The following is a 22,548-nucleotide window of genomic DNA, read 5'->3' as shown; positions in this document are numbered from 1 at the left end:
CCAGGGCCTCAATCGAGGATTTCAATGCGAATGCGTTGAATTAAAACACCCTGCCCCTGACCAGAGACATCGGGCCAGACCCCCACGGATTCATTATCATTGGCATCACCTTCGGGCACTTGCCATTCAAAACTGACATTTTGGGGGACATTACCCACAGTCCGGGTTTGCCAACCCGAATCGCCATTGCCTGTGGTAAAATAGCCAATCGCCAATTCAACTTGATCCTGGCCAAGGGCCTGGGCAAGCACTTCGACTTTGATCCGTTTAGCGATCACGGCGTCTTCAAATTCGCGCGGAATGAAAGCACCCACACCCGCAGAAAGCCCGCCGGCGGCTTCCAATGTTGCAGAGGCGGAAACCCGCGCGACCGGTACGCCATAGCCCGAAGGCAAAAAGGTCATACGCGTGCCAGGTCCAGGGATGAGTTGAGCCAAAGCTTGGCCTTCAAGCAGAAATACACGATCCGTCACCACGGCTTGTGCCGCGTTTGGACGATAGCTCATCGCGCCCCAAATCAAACCGGCAAGGGCAAGGGCCACGAGAGGATAGAACACCCAATCAGGGGGTGACATCCGGTTTAGCCCTTTAAGGCCTTTTGAAATCAAAGAAACGCTCTGTGTCATAGATCCGCACTTTAGGCAGCCGCCTTGAACCTGCAATGCGTTTTTCACACCCTAGCGGTGTTTTAAGCAAAAAAATGCCCCGACCGATCCGACCGAGGCATTTTTTTATGACTTTAGCCGCAAAGTCGCCTTATTCGGCGGCCTCGGGCGTCCAGCGCAGCACCGGCGTGCGGGCCGCGCGGGTTTCATCAAGGCGTTTTGTCGGCGCATGGATCGGAGCGGCCAGGAAGCGATCTTTATCGCCGCCCTTGGCTGCTTCAGCCAAGCCAATCAAAGTATCGCAAAAACGATCAAGACCAGATTTTGATTCGGTCTCTGTCGGCTCGATCAGCATCGCACCATGAACAACCAATGGGAAATACATGGTCATCGGGTGATAACCCTCATCAATCATCGCCTTAGCAAAGTCCAGCGTCGTTACGCCGGTATCCTTCAAGAAGCGATCATCGAACAGGGCTTCATGCATGCAGGTGCCGTCGAAAGCCGGGGTCATCACAGACTTCAAGCGGGCCAGGATATAATTGGCGTTCAGCACCGCATCTTCGGCCGCTTGACGCAAACCATCCGAGCCATGGCTCAGCATATAGGTCAGCGCGCGGGTGAACATGCCCATCTGACCATGGAAGGCCACCATACGACCGAAGGGTTCACCCTCAGCGTCGGCTTCTTGTTCAACCAAGCGCCAGGTCTCACCCTCTTGGATGACATAAGGCACGGGCGCGAACGGTGCCAAGGCTTCAGAGAAGACGGTCGGACCGGCACCAGGACCACCCCCGCCATGGGGCGTAGAGAAGGTCTTGTGCAGATTGATGTGCATGGCATCAATGCCCAGATCGCCCGGACGTACGCGGCCCATAATGGCGTTGAAGTTCGCGCCATCGCAGTAGAAATAACCGCCTGATTTATGGATCAGATCGGCGATTTTGATGATATCACGCTCAAACAAGCCACAGGTATTGGGGTTGGTCAGCATGATGCCGGCAACATCATCGCCCAGCTTGGCTTCCAACGCGGCCAAATCTACGCGGCCGGTGTCATCGGCAGGGATTTCATCACAGATGAAACCACATTGCGCCGCGGTCGCGGGGTTGGTGCCGTGGGCGGATTCAGGGACCAGAACACGGCGGCGATGGGTTTGACCCTTCGCATCCAAAGCCGCGCGGATCGCCAACATCCCGCACAATTCCCCATGGGCACCGGCTTTGGGGGACAGGGCAACCGCCTTGGTATTGGTCAAGGTGATTAGCCAATGGGCCAGCTCACCCATGACTTCCAAAGCGCCTTGAACGGTAGATTCCGGTTGCAAGGGGTGCACATCAATGAAGCCTGGCAGGCGTGCCATTTTCTCATTGAGGCGCGGATTGTGCTTCATCGTGCATGAACCGAGCGGATATAGGCCCAGATCAATCGCGTAGTTTTTACGCGACAGACGCACATAATGGCGCATCGCCTCAGGCTCAGACAGGCCCGGCATGCCCATATTGGCATCGCGCTCAAAGGTGCCTAAGCGGCTGGGCGTGCCTTTCAGCTCAGGTAGATCTACGCCGGTATTGTTCAGCTCACCGCGCTCAAACAATAAAGGTTCGGCTTGATCAAGCCCGCGGGAGCCCGAAAATGTGTCTGGATACGCGCCTGGATCCACGCCGTGTACGGGGCGTGAGGGACGACCTTGTGAATTCATAGCCATAATCAAAGCACCTCTTTCAAGGCCGCCACGAAGGCGTCAATATCGCCTTGGGTATTGGTTTCGCTCGCGGCGATAATCAGATCATGATCAAAGCCCTGACCGGGATAGAGACGAGAGGCCGGAACACCGCCCAGAATGCCTTTTTGGGCCAAGGCTTCAACCACATCTTTGGCCGGCTTGGTCAGGCGCACGGTGAACTCGTTGAAGAAGGTCTCAGTATGCAGGCTCACACCCTCAACACCGCTCAACGCATCCGCCAATTGGCAGGCGGTTTCATGATTGAGGCGCGCAAGATGGGTAAAGCCCTTCTGGCCCAACAAAGTCAGGTGAATGGTGAAGGCCAAAGTCATCAGACCTGAATTGGTACAAATGTTCGAGGTCGCTTTTTCGCGGCGAATATGCTGTTCGCGCGTAGAGAGCGTTAGAACATAGCCCCGACGGCCATCGGCATCCACGGTTTCACCCGCCAGACGGCCTGGCATATTGCGGATGAAATTGCGATCATTGCGGCAGGCAAAGAGACCCACATAAGGGCCACCAAATTGCAGGCCAACGCCCAATGATTGGCCCTCACCCACGACGATATCCGCGCCCATCTCGCCTGGAGATTTCATCAGGCCCAAAGAGACCACTTCGGTGAACGCAACAATCAACAGCGCGCCCTTGGCGTGCGCAGCCTCGGCCAACGCGCTCAGATCATGGGCATTGCCGAAGACATCAGGGTTTTGCACTACGATACAGGCGGTTTGATCGTCAATCGCGGCAGCCAGATCGCCTTGGGCGCTGACATCAGCCTTGGTGACCTCAACCTCAATCTCCATATATTTCGCCAAGGTTTGCGTCGCGGCGACATAATGGGGATGCAGATTACCAGAAAGAACGGCCTTATTGCGCTTGGTCACGCGCGACGCCATCAATACGGCTTCACCGCATGCGGTCGAGCCGTCATACATGGACGCGTTGGCGACATCCATCCCAGTGAGGATCGCAACCTGGGTCTGGAACTCAAATAAAGTCTGCAACGTGCCTTGCGAGATTTCAGGCTGGTAGGGCGTATAGGCGGTCAGGAATTCTGAGCGCTGGATCAGATGATCAACCGTTGCAGGCACATGGTGCTTATAAGCCCCGGCCCCGACGAAAAAGGGCGCTTCACCGGCCGAGATATTCTTCTTAGCCATCTTGGTCAGATGACGCTCCACCTCCAACTCGGTCTTCTTGCGTGGCAAGTCCACCGGCTGGTCAAGACGCGCGCTCTGGGGCACATCCTGGAACAAATCATCGATCGAGTTGACCCCGATCGTTTCGAGCATCGCTTTGCGATCCTCTGGAGTAAGGGGAAGATAACGCATCAAGACTTCCTTTTGAGCGTTCGGAACCAATTGAAAATAGATCTATGGCCACCGGTCACATAGATAATCGTCGTCACCGGGATCAAGATGGCAGTGGTGATCAACACTCCGATCACACCGGCACGTATCGTCCAATATCCAAAGAGCGCGATGAGTGAAATCGCGCCCACACTTACCCAGACAACATAATAATGTTGGGCAAATTGGACGAGCCTTTGCAAGGCTTTATGCGTGGGATGGCGCAGTGTATCAACAATGAGATCGCTGACCAATGCGGACAAACCAATTCCCATGATCAGCCCGGTGATAAACCCAGCTGGCTGGGTATGATCACTTAAAGCAAAACGGATCACTACTATAATCCACGTGAGATGGATTATATATTTGACCGCAAAGGCCCAGAACCCGTTTTGCTTTTTATCCATTAAGCGATGTGCGCCTTGTAACCGGCTTCATCCATCAAGTCTGCCAGCTCGCTGGCGTCTTTGACTTTCAGCTTTACGAACCAACCTTCGCCCTCTGGGGCTTCGTTGACTTTCGCAGGCTCAGCTTCCAGCGCAGAATTGACCGCGATCACTTCGCCGGATACGGGCGCGAAGATGTCAGAGGCGGCTTTGACCGATTCCACAACGGCCAGCTCATCGCCCTTCTCTACGGTTTTGCCAACTTCAGGCAGCTCGACGAAAACCACATCGCCCAATTGCTCAGCAGCGTGAACGGTAATGCCGATAACGCCTTCTTCGCCGTCTACTTTGATCCATTCGTGGTCTTCAGTGAAATGCGTAGTCATGATCTGTTGTCCCTTAGGTCTTTAGAAAGGATAGAGGTGGAAGAGCGGGGATTAGCCGCGATAAAAACGATGTTCGACAATCGGCATTTTGACGATTTCGGCACCGCGGGCTTTGCCGCGGATCAAAATCTCAATCTCAGTTCCGATTGCGGCGTGTTCAGTGGCGATATAGCCCATGCCGACCGGCTTATCCGCGCTAGGCCCAAAGCCGCCGGAGGTCACCACGCCAACCACATCGCCATTGATGACGATCTCAGCGCCTTCACGCGCAGGCGCGCGATCACGCATGACAAACCCCACACGCTTTTGCGCAGGTTTTTCGGCGATTTCCTTTAAGATGCGTTGTGCACCGGGGAAGTCAGCGCGCTCGCGGCGTGACTTCGCCACCGCCCATATCAGCGACGCTTCGATGGGCGAGCGGCTTTCATCCATGTCATGGCCATAAAGGCACAGGCCCGCTTCCAGGCGCAGCGAATCACGTGCACCCAAACCAATCGGCTTCACGCGCGTATCCGCCAACACCTTGCGCGCCAGATCGGCGGCTTCTTCAGCCTTTACAGAGATCTCATAGCCATCTTCACCGGTATAGCCCGAACGCGACATGATCACGTCAATACCATCGAGATTGAAATGGCCGGTTTGCATGAAAATCATCTTGGCGCCATCGGCGTTGAGGGCCTCAACGGCCTTGACCGCATCAGGGCCCTGGATCGCCAGAAGCGCGCGTTCAGGATATTCCGTCAGGGTGGCGCGATCGCCAAAATGGGCGCGCATATAGGCAAAATCCTGGGTCTTGGTCGCGGCGTTCACAACGATGAAGATGCCGTCTTCATCGGGGCGCGAGACCATCAAATCATCCATGATCCCACCGTCTTTATTGAGCAGCAGCGTATAGCGCTGTTCCCCCACTTTCAGGGTCGAAAGATCAATAGTGGTAAGGTCTTCCAGCGCGCTAACATCGCCAGTAATGCGCGCCTGGCCCATATGGGAGACATCAAACAATCCCGCATGGGCGCGCGTATGAAGATGCTCAGCCATGATGCCTTCATATTGCAAAGGCATGTCATAGCCTGCGAAAGGCGTCATTTTCGCGCCTAATTCAAGGTGCAAAGCGTGAAGCGGGGTAAGATGCAAGGTTTCAGTCATGTCGGTTCGGACCTCCCGGCCCGTGGGGCCGATGCGCAAGGGGTTAGCCTGGATCTTTGCCGAAATAGCAAAGCCATTGCGCCCCCGCTGTCCTTTGTGACCTGAGAGATTAAGTCGGGGGTGAGCCGACGTGCTCCTTCGGTGGAAAGCCGCTTCTAGAGTGACTTTCACTTTCCAGCGTCGGGCGTCCTTGCGGTCCGTTTGCCTGAGCGTTTCCGGGGCGGTTGCGCCTTCGGCGCCGGGGTGAACCCGGTCTCTCCCTCAAGGGCCCTTATGGCCGCATGACCGGCACCTCACGGTGGAGCCAAGCGATAGCGCAAACTACGCGGCCCGGGCTTAGAGTCAATCGGGATCGACCGTTTTGACGCTCTTGGCCCGTCCCAAACACACTTAAAGGTTTATTCCCCTTCAAACTCCACCAAAGAGGCAACTTTGACGCCCAGGGCTTCCAGCTTTTTCGCGCCGCCAATATCGGGCAGATCAATCACGAAGGAACAGCCCGCAACCTCACCGCCGACCTTGCGGATCAGCTTGATCGCGGCTTCAGCGGTGCCACCCGTGGCGATCAAATCATCAACGATCAGAACGGTTTCGCCGGGCTCAATCGCATCGACATGCATCTCAACCCTGTCGCTGCCATATTCCAGCTCATATTCCTCACCCACGACTTCGCCGGGCAGCTTGCCTTTTTTGCGGATCGGAATGAAGCCCACACACAGCTGATGGGCGATCGCGCCGCCCAGAATAAAGCCGCGCGCTTCAATCCCGGCCACCTTGTCGATTTTCCTACCCGCATGGGGCAAAAGCATCGCATCCACAGCCGCGCGAAAGGCGCTGGCATTGCCTAAAAGGGTGGTTATGTCACGGAACATAATCCCAGGCTTGGGATAATCAGGGATCGTGCGAATGGCGGCTTTGATATGATCCATGGGGCCGACGCTCCTCTTTGGACTAGGAAGAAGGGGTGTTCATACACCAACCTCCGCCTAGTCCAAAGGATCATGTCAGCCTAACGCCGGGTGGGACGCGGCGAATCCTCGCTAATCGCCACATGAATGGCTTCGGCGAAGGCACCCGTAATCGGACGGGCCACGCCATAACTGTAGGCGCGATCGTCCTGGCGCTGCATCCGGCCGAGATAAATCGCAACCAAGCGAACCTCGCCATCCACGTCCGCGCTCACCGGGGCGCCCGATTGACCAGGACCACCGGGACAATCGTGTAAGACACTTTCGCGCGGCGCACCATTACCGCCCCGAAGATTATCCGTACCGCCCATAACAATACATCCACGGGCACGGGGTTGATCGGGGAAAACCTCAATCTCTGCGCCATTGGCCGTCAAAACCAGAGTATCGCTGGCTTGGCGGGGTAGACGCCAACGCCGCACCGGTTCACGAAACCGGCCATCGGTCACCAATACGGCCCAGTCATCGCCATTGGGCGAGACCATCGCCCGCGCGACAGAGCGTTGCGAGCCCGGCGCGCGTATCACGCAATCACGCAATCGGCCATCGGGGGTCAACATGGCGTGACCCGTGGCCACCACAACTTCCGTTCGTCGGTTTCCCGGCGTGTCCAATATGGCCGCCCGGCTCGTTCGGTAAGCCCCCGGACGGGATTCATCTTCACACACAAGCCTCACACCATCGGCGCGAGGGGCGGATGCCAGATCGCCAGCGTATACCGCAGTTGATACAAATGTAGCTGCGCACAGGGACGCAAGCCATCCGGCTTTGTTATATTTATGACACCAGATCATCATAAAAGTGTAATACATCCGGACCCGGATTAAAATACGCGTTCAACAAATGTGATGATGCAGCGCAAAAAACCTATTTATTTATTGAGTAAATTCAATTATTTGTAATATATTATGAGAAACAAATTTATAGGTAAAATTTTTTTACAGAAAAACTTTCTAGAAATCTCAAATCTTGTCGTTCACAAATGTCACTTTTCGTGACTTTTTACGCATGAAATGTGGATTTACGTTTAATATATCCCCTAGGGCCTCTTATAGAATTGATGAAAACACGAAGGGCGCGAGTTTCCCCGCGCCCCATTGTCATAAAACTGGTATATTTGAGCGCTTAAAGCACCCGTCCGGCAATCGCATCGAGCTTAGAGACCATTTCCGGATCACGATGCTCTTTCGGGGTGATGATGGCATGATCGAGCACGCGCTCAATGCCTTCAGGGCTTGGGGAGCGTGGGGTCTTGCTCATGGTTTTAGCGACTTCAGACACCAGCGCGCAGGCCTTGGCCGCATTATCATGCAGCACTTCCAGCACATTGGTGACATCAACATGAGGCTCATCGACTTTCCAGCAATCAAAGTCGGTGATCATCGCCACGGAGGCATAGGGAAGCTCAGCCTCACGCGCCAGCTTGGCTTCCGGCATGTTGGTCATGCCGATAACATCCATGCCCCAATCGCGATAGAGATGGCTTTCAGCCTTGGTGGAGAATTGCGGACCTTCCATGGCCAAATAGGTGCCGCCCTCATGGACTTTCTTGGGCTTGACCGCACGCGCGGCATGCGCAGCCATAGCGGCTAAGCGCGAGCAGACAGGATCGGCCATAGAGACATGGGCCACGCAGCCCAGCCCGAAGAAGGATTTCTCGCGCGCAAAGGTGCGATCGACGAATTGATCGACAATAACGAAGGTTCCCGGCGGTAAGGCTTCGCGCAGCGAGCCACAGGCCGACAGGCTGAGGATATCGGTCACACCGGCGCGCTTTAAGGCATCAATATTGGCGCGGTAATTGATGTGCGAGGGCGGAATGCGATGGCCTTCATCATGGCGTGGCAGGAAAACCAGATCCACACCATGCAGGCGCGCTTTGACCAAGGGGCCAGAGGGCTCACCCCAGGGCGTGTGTACGCGCTCTTTACGGACATCTTCCAGACCCTCCAGCGCATATAGCCCTGACCCGCCAATAATCCCTAATACCCATTTGTCGCTCATCACGCACCTCGTCTTTAAAATCTTACCTTTAACAAAAAGGGCCGCCCCTTGGGGCAGCCCTTCTTAAACGCATTGTCTAGATCAAGCTAGTGCTCGACATTTGCCCAAACGGCGCGGTAGGCAAACCACATCAGGATCGCGAAGATGAAGAGATAAATCATCACCATCAAACCTAATTGCTTGCGCTCTTCCATTTTTGGATCCGAGGCCCAGCTCAAAAAGGCCACGACGTCGTGGGCCATTTGCTCTGGGGTGGCTTCGATATCGCCTTCATAATCGACAATACCTTCACGCAGCTGGGGCGGCATCGCCAATTTCCCACCTGGGAAATACGGGTTGTAGTATTGACCAGGGGCCACATGAACATCATGCGGCACTTCATGGCCATACCCCAACAAGAGCGAGCGGATATATTCCGGACCCTGGTGACGCGCTTTCACAATCACTGAGAAATCCGGCGGATAAGCCCCACCATTCGAAGCGCGTGCCTGCTGCTCATTGGCAAACGGGCTTGGGAAGCGGTCTGAAGGACGCCCAGTACGCTCAAACATTTCACCCGCACTGTCTGGACCATCGACGATGATATAATTCGCCGCAATCGCACGCAGATAGGGGTTGTCATTGGGATTGGTGTACTCGATCACCTCGCCCTCATGCTCTGGATCAGGCATGACGCGGAAGGGACCGTTCTTTTCACCCAGATTACGGATGGAAAGAAGCTTCATCGAGTGACAGGCCGCACACACATTCTGATAGACTTGGAAACCGCGGCGGACCGCAGCCCGGTCGAAAGTGCCGAACGGGCCTTCGAAAGACCAGGTGTGCTCTTCAGGGTGGTGCTGGTCCCCCCCGGCGGCAAGGGCGGGGGCAGCCAGGGCAAGCGCCCCAACTGCGGCCACAAGAAGACGTTTTACAATAGTCATCTGTCCCTTCCCCTTATTCAGCTGCTGCAGGGGCAGCATGGGCACGTGGACCCAGAACCGCTTCTTCAATACTGGCCGGACGTGGCTTGGGTTTCTCAATGAAGCCCAGTAGCGGCAGAATGACCAAGAAGTAAGCAAAGTAATAGGCGGTGAAGATCCGGGCGACCCACAGATAACTCATGCCAAAGAACGGCGATGGATCATCAGGGTTCATCGCGCCGCAAATGCCCAAAATCAAGGCAGAGACCACGAAGAAAATGAAGAACCACTTGGCCATCGGACGGTAACGCATGGAGCGCACTTTGGAGGTGTCCAGCCAAGGCAGGATGAACAAGATCCCGATGGAGCCGAACATCAACAACACACCCATCAGCTTATCCGGCACGGCGCGCAAGATCGCATAGAAGGGCAGCAGATACCATTCAGGCACAATATGGGCCGGCGTCGCCAACGGGTTGGCTTCGATATAGTTGTCCGCATGCCCCAAGGCGTTGGGCCAGTAGAACACAAAGAAGGCAAAAACCAGCATAAAGACGACAATCGCGAAGCCATCTTTCACCGTGTAATACGGGTGGAACGGCAAAGTATCGCGAGAGGACTTCACTGAGATCCCCGTTGGGTTACCGTTCCCAGGCACGTGCAGCGCCCAGATGTGCAAGATTACTGCCCCGGCAATCAAGAACGGGATGAGATAGTGCAGCGAGAAGAAACGGTTCAAAGTTGGGTTACCAACGGTGAAACCACCCCACAACAGCTCGGTAATTGGGCCACCAATGATGGGCAGAGAGCCGATCAGATTGGTGATCACCATCGCGCCCCAGAAGGACATCTGACCCCAAGGCAGTACATAGCCCATGAAGGCGGCGGCCATCATCAACAGATAGATCACAACGCCCAAGATCCACAAAATCTCGCGCGGTGACTTGTAAGAGCCATAATAGAGCCCGCGCACAATGTGCAGATACACGGCCAGGAAGAACATGGACGCGCCATTGGCGTGAATATAGCGGATCAACCAGCCATAATTCACATCGCGCATGATGCGTTCAACGCTGGCGAAAGCGTGATCGACATGAGGTACATAGTGCATGGCCAGCACGATACCGGTGATGATCTGGGTCATCAAGCAGACGGCCAGAATACCCCCGAAGGTGTACCAGTAGTTAAGGTTACGCGGTGTGGGGAAATCTACGAAAGAATCCCAACCCAGACGTACGATGGGAAGACGTTGGTCTAACCAGCGCTCAAAGCCTGTGGAAGGCTTATAGGTGGATGGTCCACTCATCAAATGCCCCCTTTACCCGATACGAATGGTGGTGCCGGACAGGAAGGTGTACGGCGGGATGTGAAGGTTCTCAGGCGCAGGCCCACGACGGATCCGGCCTGCGGTATCATAGTGCGAGCCATGGCAGGGGCAATACCAGCCATGGTAATCGCCAGATTGACCGACTGGCACGCAGCCCAGGTGCGTACAGTTGGCCAGCATGATGATGAAGCGCTCACGCAAGGTGGCATCCACCTCAACCCCGTCGCGCACACCGGCGGCCATAGCCGAGCGGTGCTGGTCGGTGGCATCAGAGCCCTCTACCAGGTTCAGATTGCGTGAATCGCCGTCTGGAATTTGGTTCGGGCCGGTTTCGCGTGCTGCAGCAACTTCCTCAGCCGTACGGTGACGCACGAATGTGGGCTTGCCCTGATACATCACGGTGAGCTGTTCACCTTCAGCGACATCGGCCAGGTTCACCTCGGTCGTTGATACCGCCAGGGTATCAGCCGCCGGGTTCATCTGATCGATGAATGGCCAAAGAAGGAAAGCACCGCCGATTGCGGCTGCGCCGCCTGCAGCGATGTAGATGAAATCCCGCCGGGAAGGCTCTTGCCCATGTCCCTCGGGCGAAGGGTTCACGTCCGTCACGCGTCGACCTCTCGCATCCTATGTGTGATGCATCTGCCAAGCAAAGGGAGCAGATGCTTGAACTGCTTGCGCCAGGATGGCGCTCAAATGAAAAGATAGCTCAGCGCTAGTCATAGCGTGTGCGCCGCGTTGACGCACCTCTTGACAGCACCCAGCCCTTCAAGGAGAGCGGATTAAAATGCGAGTCGCTTTTTTTCAACCAGATATTCCGCAAAATGTTGGGGCCGCTATGCGCCTGTGCGCCTGCTTTGGCCTTGCCCTGGACATTATCGAGCCCTGCGCCTTTGCCTTGTCTGACAAAGGAATCCGTAAGGCTGCCATGGATTATCAGGCCCATTGCACCGTCAATCGGCACGCCAGTTTCACTGCTTTTTTTCAACACATGACTGAGACGAAGAGCCGCATCGTGTTGATGACTACCAAGGGCGCAGATCCGCTCTGGTCGTTCAAATTTGAAGAAAATGATTGTTTGCTGATGGGCTCTGAAAGCGCGGGCGTGCCCCAAGACGTTCACGAAGCCGCCCATCAACGCGTCGTGATTCCCACCGCCGGGGGCACACGCTCGCTCAATATTGTCACCGCCGCCGCCATCGGTCTTGGCCACGCCGCCAGCCAGGGCTTTACCGGGGCGCAGATGGTTTAACTCAACTCTTGTCGGGGAGACGACTTTAAGATATCCTTTTCAGGGAAATTTGCACCCTAAAGGAGTCGTCCATGGAGCACCCAAAAAAACAATGGCGATCCATCTTCCTCTTTAGCTTGGTTGTCATACCGTGTTCGCTTATCGTCGCACTTACGGCTGTTAATTATTTCAGCAACATGTAGGTTTCTGGCAGTCAAGTGAGAGCCAGAGAACATGACTAATGATCATCAAGTGAGAGCTTAAATCAGCCCTGCCCGCTCCAACGCGCCTTCGATAAGGTCATAACGGCTGCCCGCGCGCTGATGCACGCCGACGGGATCGGTTTTAAACAGCCCTTCCCCGGTCCAGGATGCGGCCACGGCCGCTTCGCCATCCACCCCGGCGAAGAAGGCGATCCGGCGCACTTCATCTTCGGTGCGACGCGCCAGATCCTCATAATTCACGGTCAGATAACGATCCGGGAACAGCGCGGCCCAGCGGTCCATCAATTTATTATGGCAGACCAGAACACGGGCAATATCATCTGGGTGATAAGACCAGTTGCGGCCATGGCGGAAGCGGCGCTTAAAAATCGCCCACGCCGCATCGCGCGGATCGCGTTTAATGCGAATAAAGCGTGCGGCAGGGAGCGCGAGCCCTGCGGCGCCCGCAGCCATCTCGCCCAGAGAGGACGAATCAATCACGCGCTTATACCCTTGCGGGTTCAGCTCGTCGACCAGCTGCATATAGGCTTGGCCCACGCGCGTCAGGGCGTTTTCTTCTTCATTTGTGACCAGAACATGATGAAGATCTTCGCGGGTTTGATCACCCAAGGGGGAGGCCGCCAGCCAGAACAGGCCATTGCGCCGATCCAGGCGCGCCGTTTCCTCATGCGCGCCCAGAACTTGCGTCAGCCATGTCACGCCGCAGGCCGGTGCGCCCAGAATGAAGATCGGGCGCGGGTCGACCAGGCCCGCTTCTTCATTGATATCGACGAAGCTCTCATCATAGGTGCGCAGCAGGTGATTGCAGCCAAATTCATGGCGCGCCACATCAAAGGGCGCACTGTCGCGATAAAAGGCGGCCCCTTCAGACACCCGGCGTGCGCTGACTTCGTACTCCCCCATATCCTCATAGGCTTTGGCCAAGGCATAAGACACGATACCGCGCTGGTTGGAGGGGGTCTTTTCGGTCTGGGAAATCCGCAGATTTTCCAACTGCATCAATTGCTCATCACCCGCGGCAAAGGTTTTGGCTTCCGCCAAGCCTTCCCACGCCAAAGCCGATTGAAACTCATACTGGATGGACTGGGTAAAATACTGTGCGGCTTCATCCTTAAGGCCCGCTTCCAGGCTCAAACGGCCAAGACGACGCATCAAGGCGGGATCCTCGGGACTGCCTGCACGCAGGCGCTCAATGATTTTGATTGCCTCTTCGATATCACCGCATTTTGCCGTGGTTTCGGCCAGCCAGATCCAAGACGATGGGTCATTGGGCAGGGCCTGCGTCAATTGTTCCGCCGCACGCTTGGCGGCCAGATAATCACTGGCATTATCGGCCAGCGCGACAACTTCACCCCAACCTGCCCCTAGGTTCGGATTGGCTTTCAAGACTTTGCGCGCCTCTTGCGAGACGGCCAGCAAATCCTCAAGCTTCATGGCTTCACGAAGGGCATTCAAAGGTGCATCAGACATGGTCACGTCATTCGTTAGGACAAAATTAAGCGCGGACCCTACTCAAGCCGGAACGCCTTGCAAAGTCGCCAATTGAATTTCACTGTAATTGGTCGCAGATGCACGCACACTTGCCCTTCTTTGCATTGCCCGTTAGCTATCTTTCTTCCTGCTTCATTCTCATCCGGTTGAGTTTCATGACCCCTTCTTCTGATGACCAGATTGCCCACCGCAGCGCCGCTAAAGCCTGGTTTGAGGCCCTGCGCGATCGTATCACCGGGGCCTTCGAAGCCTTAGAAGATGAAGCCCCTGATGATCTTTATCCCGGTACGCCTGGCCGATTTGAGCTGACCCCCTGGCAGCGCGGTGAAAACGGCGAAGATTTGGGCGGCGGCGTGATGGGCCTGATGCATGGGCGGCTATTTGAAAAAGTCGGTGTGCATGTTTCAACCGTTTATGGCGAGTTCACATCTGAGTTTTCCAAGCGCGTACGCGGCGCTGAGGATGACCGGCGCTTCTTTGCGACCGGTATTTCTTTGATTGCGCACATGAAGAACCCGCACATCCCCGCCGTGCACATGAATACCCGCTTCATCACGACGACTTTGCACTGGTTTGGCGGCGGCATGGATCTCAACCCGACCCAGCGCTATCAGCGTGATCGCGAGTATGAAGACACCCGCCACTTCCACGCTGCGGCCAAAGCGGCCTGTGACAAGCATGGCTCAGGCGATTATGAGCGCTACTCAGCCTGGTGTGATGAGTATTTCTGGCTCAAACACCGCAATGAGCCGCGCGGTACGGGCGGGATTTTCTATGACCATCTCGACACCGGCGATTGGCAGGCCGATTTCGACTTCACCAAGGCCGTTGGCGAAGCCTTTTTAAGCGCTTATCCGCCGATCGTGCGCAAGCGCATGCATCAGGCCTGGAGCGAGAAAGACCGCGAAGAACAATTGGTCCAGCGCGGGCGCTATGCCGAATTTAATCTGCTTTATGATCGCGGAACAAAGTTTGGCCTGGAAACGGGGGGCAATGTGACCTCAATCCTCTCCTCCATGCCGCCAGAAGCGAAATGGCCTTAAGGGTTTAGGATCAAAAAACCTGTCATCCCGGGCAAACGATAGTGCGACCCGGGATCCAAACTTCATATCCCCTCAGCAAAGCATAGACTAAAACAAGACCTGCCATCCCGAAGAAGCGTTAGCGTACATCCGGGATCTATAAACATGGCCATCACGCTCAATAGATCCCCGATCAAGTCGGGGATGACATTTTTTCTTTAAGTTTCCTCGCTTCGCTGCGGGCGCGCACTTCTTCAATGCCCTACCGGCTGTCGGCTATTTGAGGGCGGTTGACCTTGCGGGTTGATCGCCCGTTATGTCCTCCCCTGCGAAGCGGGGGAGGTGGTCCGCTAGGACCGGAGGGGGCGTTGTGTGTTGTATCCTCGCTTCGCTGCGGACGCGCGTTCGCGCTTGCGACCCCTCTGGGGTCGATGGACCCCGGATCAAGTCCGGGGCCGCGCAGAGGCAACTCTCTCAACCAGGTTCCCGGACGAACGATAGTGAGATCCGGGATCCAAACTTCATATCCTCTCAGCAAAGCATAAACTAAAACAAGACCTGCCATCCCGAAGAAGCGTTAGCGGACCTCCGGTGTCTGTGCCGATGGCCATCACGCTCAATAGATCCCCGATCAAGTCGGGGATGACATTTTTTCTTTAAGTTTCCTCGCTTCGCTGCGGGCGCGCACTTCTTCAATGCCCTACCGGCTGTCGCCTAGTTGAGGGCGGTCGTCCTTGCGGGCTGATCGCCCGATATGTCCTCCCCTGTTTACGGGGGAGGTGGCCTGAAAGGCCGGAGGGGGCGTTGTGTGTTGTATCCTCGCTTCGCAGCGGACGCGCGTTCGCGCTTGCGACCCCTCTGGGGTCGATGGACCCCGGATCAAGTCCGGGGCCGCGTAGAGGCAACTCTCTCAACCGGGTTCCCGGACGAACTCATGTGAGATCCGGGATCCAAACTTCATATCCTCACAGCAAAGCATAAACTTAGACCAAAACTTGTCATCCCGGGCAAACGGAGTGCGACCCGGGATCTATTGAGTTTGCCATCAATGTTCATAGATCCCGGCTCAAGGCCGGGATGACAGTTTTTTTGATTAATCCTCGCTCCGCTGGGGGCGGACACTTCTTCAATGCCCTACCGACTATCGCCTACTTGAGGGGGTTCGCGCTTGCGACCCCTCTAGGGTCGATGGACCCCGGATCAAGTCCGGGGCCGCGTAGAGGCAACTCTCAACCGGGTTCCCGGACAAACGCATGTGAGATCCGGGATCCAAACTTCATATCCTTTCAGCAAAGCATGAACTTAGACCAAGACTTGTCATCCCGGGCAAACGTAGTGCGACCCGGGATCCATTGAGCTTGCCATTATGGCAGATAGATCCCGGCTCAAGGCCGGGATGACAGTTTTGATTTCTGTCATGCCAGACGTGATCTGGCATCCATGGCGTGAGCATGACGATTATTCTGGCCGGTCAGAACCTTGCTCTACCCGCGCGACATGGACCCCGGATCAAGTTTGGGGTGACATTAACCACTTTAAGCGGATGCCTTAAAACCAGCCGGAAATCACACCGAAGAGGGATTGCCCGGCGAGGCCCGCGCCCAAGAGCGCCCCAGCGGCGAAGATCGTGATCACGCCGATACTGGCCAAGGTCCAATGACGGATTGCCTGCCATTTGCGTTCACGCTCAAAATCAGCAGCGCGCGGATGAAGATGATTTACCGTGAAGAGATCCGGACCAGAGACTTTCTGAACCTCATCCTCCTCACCATCACCACCGGTCGAGAACAGACAGAGTTGCGCCAGCATATCGACGGCCAGACGCGCGGTATTGGCGTCTTCGACATCCAATTCCACCCGGCCATCGCCATGAGACAGACCTTGCGAGTTAACACCCAGATGGGCGCGGGTCGCAAAGGAATATTGGCTGACTTCCTTTTTGGAGGGACCAAAAATGATCAGACGCGCAAAGAATTCCGCCATGGGCACCCGGCGCAAGAGAAGCGCACGTTCTTCGCTATTCTCATGGCTGAGAAGATGCTCACCGAGTTGTTTTAAGCGCAGCGCGGCCGCTTCAGGACGCAACACCCCGGTCATCTTGGCGGAGGCCTGCTCGACCTCTTCCTCATCCAGTTCGCGCGAGCCAAAGAAGCTAGCGATCACTTGCGGCGCTTTGGGCTTCACAAACGGCCCCATCACCGGGCCACCGAAATAAGCCACACAGGAATCAAAGGCCGCACGCGCCAGCTTGATTGCTTCTTTATGGCGCACTTTGGCGGCCATCAGATCCGAATTGAGAAGCCGGTCCGCCGTCCACAGATTATAGGCCGCATCGCGCAGCGCCTCAGCGGCCTGGGCGGCCTGATACTGGGCTTCTTGGACGCGATCGTCATATTGCGCGTCATCGCCGTCAAATTCCTCAGCGGCGTTGACATGGCGCAGCGCCGCGATATTGGCCTGACGGCGCAGGCCAAACAAAATGTGATCGAACTGGCCATCGCGTTCACGCGGCCAGTCATCGCGCAGCCAGCGGCCCAGCTGGAAATACCAGCGCGAAGCCCCCTGTTGCAGGCGAGAATTAAGATCGCGCGAAAACTCCAGCTGCTCATCCGAGGGCAGGAGATCGAAGAAGGCCTCGATGAAGTCAAAAATGAAAACGCGCGCGGCAAAGCCGAATTTCTGCCCCATGACGGGGCTGGTCTGCGGGGCTTGGCCGTCAACACCCCAGATCCAGTCGATATCGGCGCGGGCCAAATCCACCAGAGGATCGCTGTTTTGCAGATAGACATCGGCCAAAGTCTCACGCGCGCGGCGCGGCAGATCGCGCACTTTGCGGGTTTCATTGGCCGCTTCCCAAGCCACACGGACCTGTTGGCGCAGTTTCAGCTCTTCATCAATGTGGCGATTTTCAATCTCAGGCGGGGTTTCGCGGATCCGCTCAGCCTGTTCTTGAAGGCGCGTATAATCGTGCAGATGCAGGTCATCATCGAAGAGACCACAATGCAAACGCGCATAATAACGCCGGGAAAAGACATCAATGACGCTCATCGTCGCCCTCCCCCTCAGTTTGGCGCATATCGCGAACACGGTTGAGTAAGCGATCACGCGTCAATGTAAAGTCAGAGGCGATCCATTGCGCCTCTAAGGCGGCTAAAATCTCTCCCAGCTGCGGCCCCGGAGCCACACCCAGCGCGATGAGATCCCCACCCGTTACCGGCAGGCCCGGCTTCAACCAATGCTCCAGATCGTGAAGCGCGCGCATCATCCAGGGGGTATCAGCCTGATCATGATCCAAGACGGCCAGGCGCATCTGATCAGAAACCGCCTCTGCGCCCTCGCGATAGGCCGCCGCGCGAATCGACGCGCTCTCCCCGCCCCAATCCCATGAGGGGGGGGTTAGAGCCGCGCTCAAGCGGGCCTCTTCCGTCTTGGACGGTCTAAAGGCTTGGTTTATCGCGCTCACCGCATCCCAATGTGTCCGAAGACACCTTCCTCTTACAAGTGCCGCCAGACGCACAAGCGGATCTGGCGAAAGTCCCACATCACTCTCGCGCTTAATTATGCCGAACAAAGCGTTAAAGTCGAGCCCTTGCGTTAAGACTTGCTCAAGAATTGTGCTGCGCTCTACACCTTTCAGGGCCAAAAGGGGATCGGGCGCGCTCAACAGCGCTTTCACCTCGCTCCAGATACGCTCACGCGAGAGGGTTTTAACGCCCCCGGCTAGCGCGGTGCAGGCCGCCTGGCCCACGCGGTCGAGATCGCCTTCGCCATAACAGGCCTGAAAGCGATAAAAGCGGAAAATTCGCAAATAATCCTCGCGAATTCGCGTCTCGGCATCGCCAATAAAGCGGATTCGCCCGGCCAGCGCATCCTCATACCCGCCCAGCGGATCATAAAGCTGGCCCGTGCCATCCACATAGAGCGCATTGAGATAGAAATCACGCCGCGCCGCATCCTCGGCCCAATCCTGGGTGAAGGCCACCACGGCCCGGCGCCCATCCGTGGCCACATCACGGCGCAGGCTCGTCACCTCAAAGGGCTCACCTTCAACAATCGCCGTGAGTGTGCCATGCTCCATCCCGGTGGGAATGACTTTGATATCCGCCGCCTGCAGCGCAGCGAGGCTCGCTTGCGGGGTCAGCTGGGTGGCAAGATCAAGATCCTTGATCGGGGCCCCGCGCAAGGCATTGCGCACGCACCCGCCGACAAAGCGCACACAGTCTGGACGCACATCATTGAGCGCCGTCATCACCCGCTGGGCGCGCGGATCTATAATCCAGGCGTGCTGAGCGGGATCGAGTCTCATAAATCCTTCGGATCAACGTCCGAATAGCCCTGAGCAGGCTCGAAACTATGAGGTTGATGATCAATCGTCACGATCAACAACACAAAAAGCGTGACAATCGAGAAGCCTGCACCGGCAAAAATCAACGGCCAAACCGGCAGGGTTTTCTCCGCCTTACCTTGAATGTGGCGCACGCGCTGCCACACAATATAAGCGATAAAGGGTAAGGCGAACGCCAAAAGCTGAATGAATAAAACTCTTTGCATGGCCTACCCTCAATTTAAGCGAGGCGATCGGACAAAGCTTTCACCATGCCCGCTGTTGCGCCCCAGATATAGCGATCTTCATAGGGCATAGCGTAGAAATGGCGCAGTGCCCCGCGAAATTCACGCGATTCGCGTTTATGATTACGCGCACTCATCAAAAATTCAAACGGCACTTCAAAGACCTCGGCCACTTCACCAGGATCGGGGTTCAGATCAAAACCGGCTTTCGCAACCCCCACAAAGGGCGTCACCAGAAAAGCGGAAGAGGTTTCATAAGGATCAAATCGGCCCAGCACCGTTATCGCTTCAGGGCGAAGGCCGATCTCCTCTTGCGTTTCGCGCAAGGCACATTCGGCCAAGGTTTCACGGCCCACATTCTGACGGCCACCAGGAAAGCTGATCTGACCGGCATGGGCCTGCAAGTGATCGGCGCGCCGGGTAAACACCATGTTGAGATGGTCTTCATGGTCAATCAAAAGGGCCAGCACGGCGGCGGGGCGCAAACTGCGACCGGAAGGCGCACGCACACCGTTTAAATCACCATCCCCGCGCCAGCGCGCGCGCAAATCTCCCTCTAAGGGGTCCAGAACACGCTGCAGCCTTACTAAAGTTTCGCGCACGGGCGCAGAAAAAGCGTCAAAGGTGAGCGTCATGCTATGCGCGCGGCCCCAGAGCAAAGAATACCCCCTTGGACCACACCCCCATGACAGAGCGTCCTTCGATCTCACCTTCGATGGCCAAATCCGCCAGCTCATAAAACACCGCGCGTGTGATCAGCGCCTCTAAGCGGCCCCGAATATGGACATAAGGATCAGGCTCGCCGGTTTCGGGATCCAGGCTGCAGCGGATCGGATGATCAGGCCCGGCCATCACGCTATCGTGACGATCGGTGGTGAAGGCGATGATCTGATCTTTACCCTCTCCCGTTACCTCCAGATCTATGGCCAGAAAATGCCCGGCCTCCACGGTAATCTCGACCTGTTCCACCGGGGTCACCAGATAGGTTTTACCGTCGTCATCTTTGCGTAAAATGCGGGAAAACAACTGAATTAAGGGCTCGCGCGCAATCCGCGTGCCTTCATGCCACCAACTGCCATCGCGCTTGATGACCATATCCATCACCCCGCAATGATCGGGATTCCAGCGCTCCACGGGCGGCAAACCGCTGCCCTCGGCCTCCACCTGGCGGGCCGCAGCCAGAATGGACTGCATTGCATTGCTGTTAGGGTCGCTTTGGGCCATGGACAGCGTCCTTTCTGAAGGCCATGGTGGGCCAAACATCATCTTTGCGCCGAATACCCCCGACATAGGACGTTATGGCGCGAGACAAAAGAGGGTTCCATGACAACGCCGCATTCTGTGTCCCCCGATCTTGAAGCCCGCGCCGAGCGCGCCTTGACCCGCCTGGCAGAGACCAAAGCCTCCATCGGGCGGGCAATTTTCGGTCTCGACACGGTGATCGAGCACGCCCTGACGGTGATTTTAAGCGGCGGACATGGTCTGTTGGTCGGTGCGCCGGGCCTGGCGAAAACCCGCCTGGTCAATACGATTGCCATTGCGACGGGTCTGGACAGTAAGCGCGTGCAATTCACCCCCGATTTAATGCCCGCAGACATTTTAGGCTCGGAAGTCTTGGAAGACAGCGCCAGCGGCACGCGCGCCTTTCGCTTCCTTCCTGGCCCGGTCTTTTGTCGCCTATTGATGGCCGATGAGATCAACCGCGCCAGCCCGCGTACCCAGGCCGCCCTGTTACAGGCCATGCAGGAAGGCTTCGTCACGATTGCCGGTATTGCCCATCCCCTGCCCCAGCCTTTCCACGTTTTGGCCACGCAGAACCCGATTGAGCAAGAAGGCACCTATCCCCTGCCCGAAGCCCAGCTTGATCGTTTCTTGATGCAGATCGATGTGCCTTATCCCACGCGGGAGGCGGAGCGCGACATCCTGCTCGCCACCACCGGGCTTGAGGATAATGAGGCCGTGCCCGTTCTTGACGCGCAAGAGATTTTGGGGCTGCAACAGCTGGTGCGTGCCATGCCCGTGGGCGAAAGCGTGTTGAATGCGATCCTGGATCTGTTGGCCCGCGCGCGCCCGGATCAAAGCAAAGATAGCGATGTGCGCGACGGCGTTGCCTGGGGTCCAGGCCCGCGCGCGGGTCAAGCCTTGATGCTGGCGGTACGGGCCCGCGCACTTCTTCAGGGGCGTCTTGCCCCCTCCACCGGCGATGTAGAGGCCCTGGCCGAACCGGTATTGAAACACCGCATGGCGCTTAATTTTGCTGCGCGTGCCAGCGGGCTGACCCTTGAAAGTCTCATCACCCGCCTCGCCAAGGTCGCCGCGTAAGATCACCCATGCTTAAGCGCGATCGCTTCCTCACTCTGCGTCAGGCCGCCGATCAGGCCGCAGCGCCCTTCCCGGCGTTGATGGTGGAGGCTGACCAGATCGCAGCCAGCCTGAGTGTAGGCATTCACGGGCGCCGGCGCGCAGGCCTGGGCGAAGGCTTTTGGCAATATCGCCCCTATCATCATGAAGACCCGGCCAGCGCCATTGATTGGCGCCGCTCGGCCCAGGGCGATCATGTCTATGTGCGTGAAACCGAGTGGGAAATCGCCCATGCCGTCTGGTTCTGGCGCGATGGTCGGCCCGGCATGGATGTCCGCTCCACCGATACGCTTCAGACCAAGAAAGACCGCGCCACGCTCTGCTTGATGGCGCTTGCCAAAGTGTTGGAGCGCGGGGGCGAGCGTTTGGGCGTGCTCGATGAGACCCGCCGCCTGACCCAGGGCCGCGCCGGGCTGGAGCAGGTCTGCCATGGCCTGTATGACAGCGCAGGCGCGATTGAACCGGTTGAGCGCGCCGGTCTTAACCGCCATAGCCGGGTGATCCTGGCCAGTGATTTTCTTGATCCGCCAGACGTGTGGGCGCGCCGGTTGAAAAGCTTGCAAAAAGAGCATGTCAGCGGCGTTCTGTTACGCCTGATTGATCCCAGCGAGGATGATTTTCCTTTCATCGGTCGCACCCGGTTTCGCGATCCCAGCGGGGCCGATCAGCCTTTATTGCTGGGCGATGCCCGTGAGGCGCGCGCCGATTATCACGCCCGCTGGCAGCGCCATGGCGAGGCCTTACAGGCGCTCGCCCATGGCCATGGCTTTCAATTGATCACCCATCGCAGTGACCGGCCCGCCACCCAGGCGGTGATGGCCCTGCATGCCTGCCTGTCAGGAGGGCGCTAG

General features: G+C 56.8%; 22 protein-coding genes and 1 riboswitch. Of the genes, 4 read left to right on the top strand and 18 right to left on the bottom strand.

Annotated features, from left to right (window positions below):
* Positions 1 to 8: 8 nt before the first annotated feature.
* The 12 genes from H151_RS0108365 to petA form a co-directional block, all read right to left on the bottom strand.
* A complete protein-coding gene (locus tag H151_RS0108365; RefSeq protein ID WP_156823442.1) occupies positions 9 to 626 on the bottom strand; it encodes a hypothetical protein in 618 nt (205 codons plus the stop codon).
* Positions 627 to 756: 130 nt separating this feature from the next.
* Positions 757 to 2,313: an aminomethyl-transferring glycine dehydrogenase subunit GcvPB gene (gcvPB, locus tag H151_RS0108360; protein ID WP_019961206.1), complete on the bottom strand. Its 1,557-nt coding sequence runs from the start codon at positions 2,311 to 2,313 to the stop codon at positions 757 to 759.
* Between the two features lie 2 nt (positions 2,314 to 2,315).
* Positions 2,316 to 3,662, bottom strand: a complete 1,347-nt coding sequence (gcvPA, locus tag H151_RS0108355) for an aminomethyl-transferring glycine dehydrogenase subunit GcvPA (RefSeq protein WP_019961205.1) — start codon at positions 3,660 to 3,662, stop codon at positions 2,316 to 2,318.
* Positions 3,662 to 4,087, bottom strand: coding sequence for a hypothetical protein (locus H151_RS0108350; protein ID WP_019961204.1), 426 nt, complete (start codon positions 4,085 to 4,087; stop codon positions 3,662 to 3,664). The genes gcvPA and H151_RS0108350 overlap by 1 nt, the downstream gene beginning before the upstream one ends.
* The gene (gcvH, locus tag H151_RS0108345; protein WP_019961203.1) at positions 4,087 to 4,452 is read right to left on the bottom strand and encodes a glycine cleavage system protein GcvH; all 366 of its coding nucleotides are present in this window, start codon (positions 4,450 to 4,452) and stop codon (positions 4,087 to 4,089) included. Before gcvH ends, H151_RS0108350 begins: the two co-directional genes overlap by 1 nt.
* A 51-nt stretch (positions 4,453 to 4,503) precedes the next feature.
* On the bottom strand, positions 4,504 to 5,598 hold the full coding sequence (gcvT, locus tag H151_RS0108340) for a glycine cleavage system aminomethyltransferase GcvT (protein ID WP_026353916.1): 1,095 nt from the start codon (positions 5,596 to 5,598) through the stop codon (positions 4,504 to 4,506).
* A 183-nt stretch (positions 5,599 to 5,781) separates the two neighbouring features.
* A riboswitch (glycine riboswitch) is annotated at positions 5,782 to 5,870 on the bottom strand.
* 126 nt (positions 5,871 to 5,996) lie between these two features.
* Complete coding sequence (locus H151_RS0108335) at positions 5,997 to 6,527, bottom strand: adenine phosphoribosyltransferase (RefSeq protein WP_019961200.1); 531 nt, start codon at positions 6,525 to 6,527, stop codon at positions 5,997 to 5,999.
* Between the two features lie 80 nt (positions 6,528 to 6,607).
* Positions 6,608 to 7,144, bottom strand: coding sequence for a trypsin-like serine peptidase (locus H151_RS0108330; RefSeq protein ID WP_156823441.1), 537 nt, complete (start codon positions 7,142 to 7,144; stop codon positions 6,608 to 6,610).
* 547 nt (positions 7,145 to 7,691) lie between these two features.
* Positions 7,692 to 8,570 carry an S-methyl-5'-thioadenosine phosphorylase gene (locus H151_RS0108325; RefSeq protein WP_019961198.1) on the bottom strand — a complete coding sequence of 293 codons (879 nt, stop codon included), beginning with the start codon at positions 8,568 to 8,570 and terminating at the stop codon, positions 7,692 to 7,694.
* 86 nt (positions 8,571 to 8,656) lie between these two features.
* Positions 8,657 to 9,493, bottom strand: coding sequence for a cytochrome c1 (locus H151_RS0108320; protein ID WP_019961197.1), 837 nt, complete (start codon positions 9,491 to 9,493; stop codon positions 8,657 to 8,659).
* Positions 9,494 to 9,506: 13 nt separating this feature from the next.
* Positions 9,507 to 10,778, bottom strand: coding sequence for a cytochrome b (locus tag H151_RS0108315; RefSeq protein ID WP_019961196.1), 1,272 nt, complete (start codon positions 10,776 to 10,778; stop codon positions 9,507 to 9,509).
* Between the two features lie 12 nt (positions 10,779 to 10,790).
* Entirely contained in the window at positions 10,791 to 11,399 is a 609-nt protein-coding gene (gene petA / locus H151_RS0108310; RefSeq protein WP_019961195.1) for a ubiquinol-cytochrome c reductase iron-sulfur subunit, read from the bottom strand.
* 187 nt (positions 11,400 to 11,586) lie between these two features.
* On the opposite strand from petA, the gene H151_RS0108305 reads away from it, so the two are divergent.
* Complete coding sequence (locus H151_RS0108305; RefSeq protein WP_019961194.1) at positions 11,587 to 12,051, top strand: tRNA (cytidine(34)-2'-O)-methyltransferase; 465 nt, start codon at positions 11,587 to 11,589, stop codon at positions 12,049 to 12,051.
* Between the two features lie 239 nt (positions 12,052 to 12,290).
* Here the strand turns inward: H151_RS0108305 and H151_RS0108300 are convergent, their stop codons facing one another.
* Complete coding sequence (locus H151_RS0108300; protein WP_019961193.1) at positions 12,291 to 13,724, bottom strand: sulfotransferase family protein; 1,434 nt, start codon at positions 13,722 to 13,724, stop codon at positions 12,291 to 12,293.
* A gap of 176 nt (positions 13,725 to 13,900) precedes the next feature.
* Here H151_RS0108300 and hemF point away from each other — a divergent pair, with 176 nt between their 5' ends.
* Positions 13,901 to 14,788 carry an oxygen-dependent coproporphyrinogen oxidase gene (gene hemF / locus H151_RS0108295; protein ID WP_019961192.1) on the top strand — a complete coding sequence of 296 codons (888 nt, stop codon included), beginning with the start codon at positions 13,901 to 13,903 and terminating at the stop codon, positions 14,786 to 14,788.
* Positions 14,789 to 16,315: 1,527 nt separating this feature from the next.
* Here hemF and H151_RS0108290 read toward each other — a convergent pair.
* The 5 genes from H151_RS0108290 to H151_RS0108270 are packed head-to-tail and all read right to left on the bottom strand — an operon-like array spanning position 16,316 to position 20,560.
* Entirely contained in the window at positions 16,316 to 17,815 is a 1,500-nt protein-coding gene (locus H151_RS0108290; protein ID WP_019961191.1) for a hypothetical protein, read from the bottom strand.
* On the bottom strand, positions 17,802 to 19,073 hold the full coding sequence (locus tag H151_RS0108285) for a CCA tRNA nucleotidyltransferase (protein WP_019961190.1): 1,272 nt from the start codon (positions 19,071 to 19,073) through the stop codon (positions 17,802 to 17,804). The genes H151_RS0108290 and H151_RS0108285 overlap by 14 nt, the downstream gene beginning before the upstream one ends.
* Positions 19,070 to 19,318, bottom strand: a complete 249-nt coding sequence (locus H151_RS0108280; protein WP_019961189.1) for a hypothetical protein — start codon at positions 19,316 to 19,318, stop codon at positions 19,070 to 19,072. The genes H151_RS0108285 and H151_RS0108280 overlap by 4 nt, the downstream gene beginning before the upstream one ends.
* Positions 19,319 to 19,332: 14 nt before the next feature.
* On the bottom strand, positions 19,333 to 19,971 hold the full coding sequence (locus tag H151_RS0108275) for an NUDIX hydrolase (RefSeq protein WP_019961188.1): 639 nt from the start codon (positions 19,969 to 19,971) through the stop codon (positions 19,333 to 19,335).
* 1 nt (position 19,972) lies between these two features.
* Positions 19,973 to 20,560 carry a DUF1285 domain-containing protein gene (locus tag H151_RS0108270; protein WP_019961187.1) on the bottom strand — a complete coding sequence of 196 codons (588 nt, stop codon included), beginning with the start codon at positions 20,558 to 20,560 and terminating at the stop codon, positions 19,973 to 19,975.
* A 99-nt stretch (positions 20,561 to 20,659) separates the two neighbouring features.
* Between H151_RS0108270 and H151_RS0108265 the strand changes: the two genes are divergently transcribed.
* Together H151_RS0108265 and H151_RS0108260 are read left to right on the top strand one after the other, a co-directional pair.
* Positions 20,660 to 21,658, top strand: a complete 999-nt coding sequence (locus tag H151_RS0108265; protein WP_019961186.1) for an AAA family ATPase — start codon at positions 20,660 to 20,662, stop codon at positions 21,656 to 21,658.
* A gap of 8 nt (positions 21,659 to 21,666) precedes the next feature.
* Positions 21,667 to 22,548 carry a DUF58 domain-containing protein gene (locus H151_RS0108260; RefSeq protein WP_019961185.1) on the top strand — a complete coding sequence of 294 codons (882 nt, stop codon included), beginning with the start codon at positions 21,667 to 21,669 and terminating at the stop codon, positions 22,546 to 22,548.

Origin of the sequence: Woodsholea maritima DSM 17123, assembly GCF_000382325.1 — a bacterium.
GTDB lineage: Bacteria > Pseudomonadota > Alphaproteobacteria > Caulobacterales > Maricaulaceae > Woodsholea > Woodsholea maritima.
This window is presented reverse-complemented; position numbering and strand designations above follow the sequence as displayed.

What these genes read in the sequence shown, in the direction of transcription:
- H151_RS0108280 (WP_019961189.1), bottom strand. Translation starts at nt 19,318, where the DNA reads ATGCAAAGAGTTTTATTCATTCAGCTTTTGGCGTTCGCCTTACCCTTT.
- H151_RS0108350 (WP_019961204.1), bottom strand. Translation starts at nt 4,087, where the DNA reads ATGGATAAAAAGCAAAACGGGTTCTGGGCCTTTGCGGTCAAATATATA.
- H151_RS0108335 (WP_019961200.1), bottom strand. Translation starts at nt 6,527, where the DNA reads ATGGATCATATCAAAGCCGCCATTCGCACGATCCCTGATTATCCCAAG.
- hemF (WP_019961192.1), top strand. Translation starts at nt 13,901, where the DNA reads ATGACCCCTTCTTCTGATGACCAGATTGCCCACCGCAGCGCCGCTAAA.
- H151_RS0108315 (WP_019961196.1), bottom strand. Translation starts at nt 10,778, where the DNA reads ATGAGTGGACCATCCACCTATAAGCCTTCCACAGGCTTTGAGCGCTGG.
- H151_RS0108285 (WP_019961190.1), bottom strand. Translation starts at nt 19,073, where the DNA reads ATGAGACTCGATCCCGCTCAGCACGCCTGGATTATAGATCCGCGCGCC.
- H151_RS0108320 (WP_019961197.1), bottom strand. Translation starts at nt 9,493, where the DNA reads ATGACTATTGTAAAACGTCTTCTTGTGGCCGCAGTTGGGGCGCTTGCC.
- H151_RS0108305 (WP_019961194.1), top strand. Translation starts at nt 11,587, where the DNA reads ATGCGAGTCGCTTTTTTTCAACCAGATATTCCGCAAAATGTTGGGGCC.
- gcvPB (WP_019961206.1), bottom strand. Translation starts at nt 2,313, where the DNA reads ATGGCTATGAATTCACAAGGTCGTCCCTCACGCCCCGTACACGGCGTG.
- H151_RS0108300 (WP_019961193.1), bottom strand. Translation starts at nt 13,724, where the DNA reads ATGTCTGATGCACCTTTGAATGCCCTTCGTGAAGCCATGAAGCTTGAG.
- H151_RS0108270 (WP_019961187.1), bottom strand. Translation starts at nt 20,560, where the DNA reads ATGGCCCAAAGCGACCCTAACAGCAATGCAATGCAGTCCATTCTGGCT.
- H151_RS0108365 (WP_156823442.1), bottom strand. Translation starts at nt 626, where the DNA reads ATGACACAGAGCGTTTCTTTGATTTCAAAAGGCCTTAAAGGGCTAAAC.
- gcvT (WP_026353916.1), bottom strand. Translation starts at nt 5,598, where the DNA reads ATGACTGAAACCTTGCATCTTACCCCGCTTCACGCTTTGCACCTTGAA.
- H151_RS0108275 (WP_019961188.1), bottom strand. Translation starts at nt 19,971, where the DNA reads ATGACGCTCACCTTTGACGCTTTTTCTGCGCCCGTGCGCGAAACTTTA.
- H151_RS0108260 (WP_019961185.1), top strand. Translation starts at nt 21,667, where the DNA reads ATGCTTAAGCGCGATCGCTTCCTCACTCTGCGTCAGGCCGCCGATCAG.
- H151_RS0108265 (WP_019961186.1), top strand. Translation starts at nt 20,660, where the DNA reads ATGACAACGCCGCATTCTGTGTCCCCCGATCTTGAAGCCCGCGCCGAG.
- H151_RS0108290 (WP_019961191.1), bottom strand. Translation starts at nt 17,815, where the DNA reads ATGAGCGTCATTGATGTCTTTTCCCGGCGTTATTATGCGCGTTTGCAT.
- gcvH (WP_019961203.1), bottom strand. Translation starts at nt 4,452, where the DNA reads ATGACTACGCATTTCACTGAAGACCACGAATGGATCAAAGTAGACGGC.
- H151_RS0108325 (WP_019961198.1), bottom strand. Translation starts at nt 8,570, where the DNA reads ATGAGCGACAAATGGGTATTAGGGATTATTGGCGGGTCAGGGCTATAT.
- gcvPA (WP_019961205.1), bottom strand. Translation starts at nt 3,662, where the DNA reads ATGCGTTATCTTCCCCTTACTCCAGAGGATCGCAAAGCGATGCTCGAA.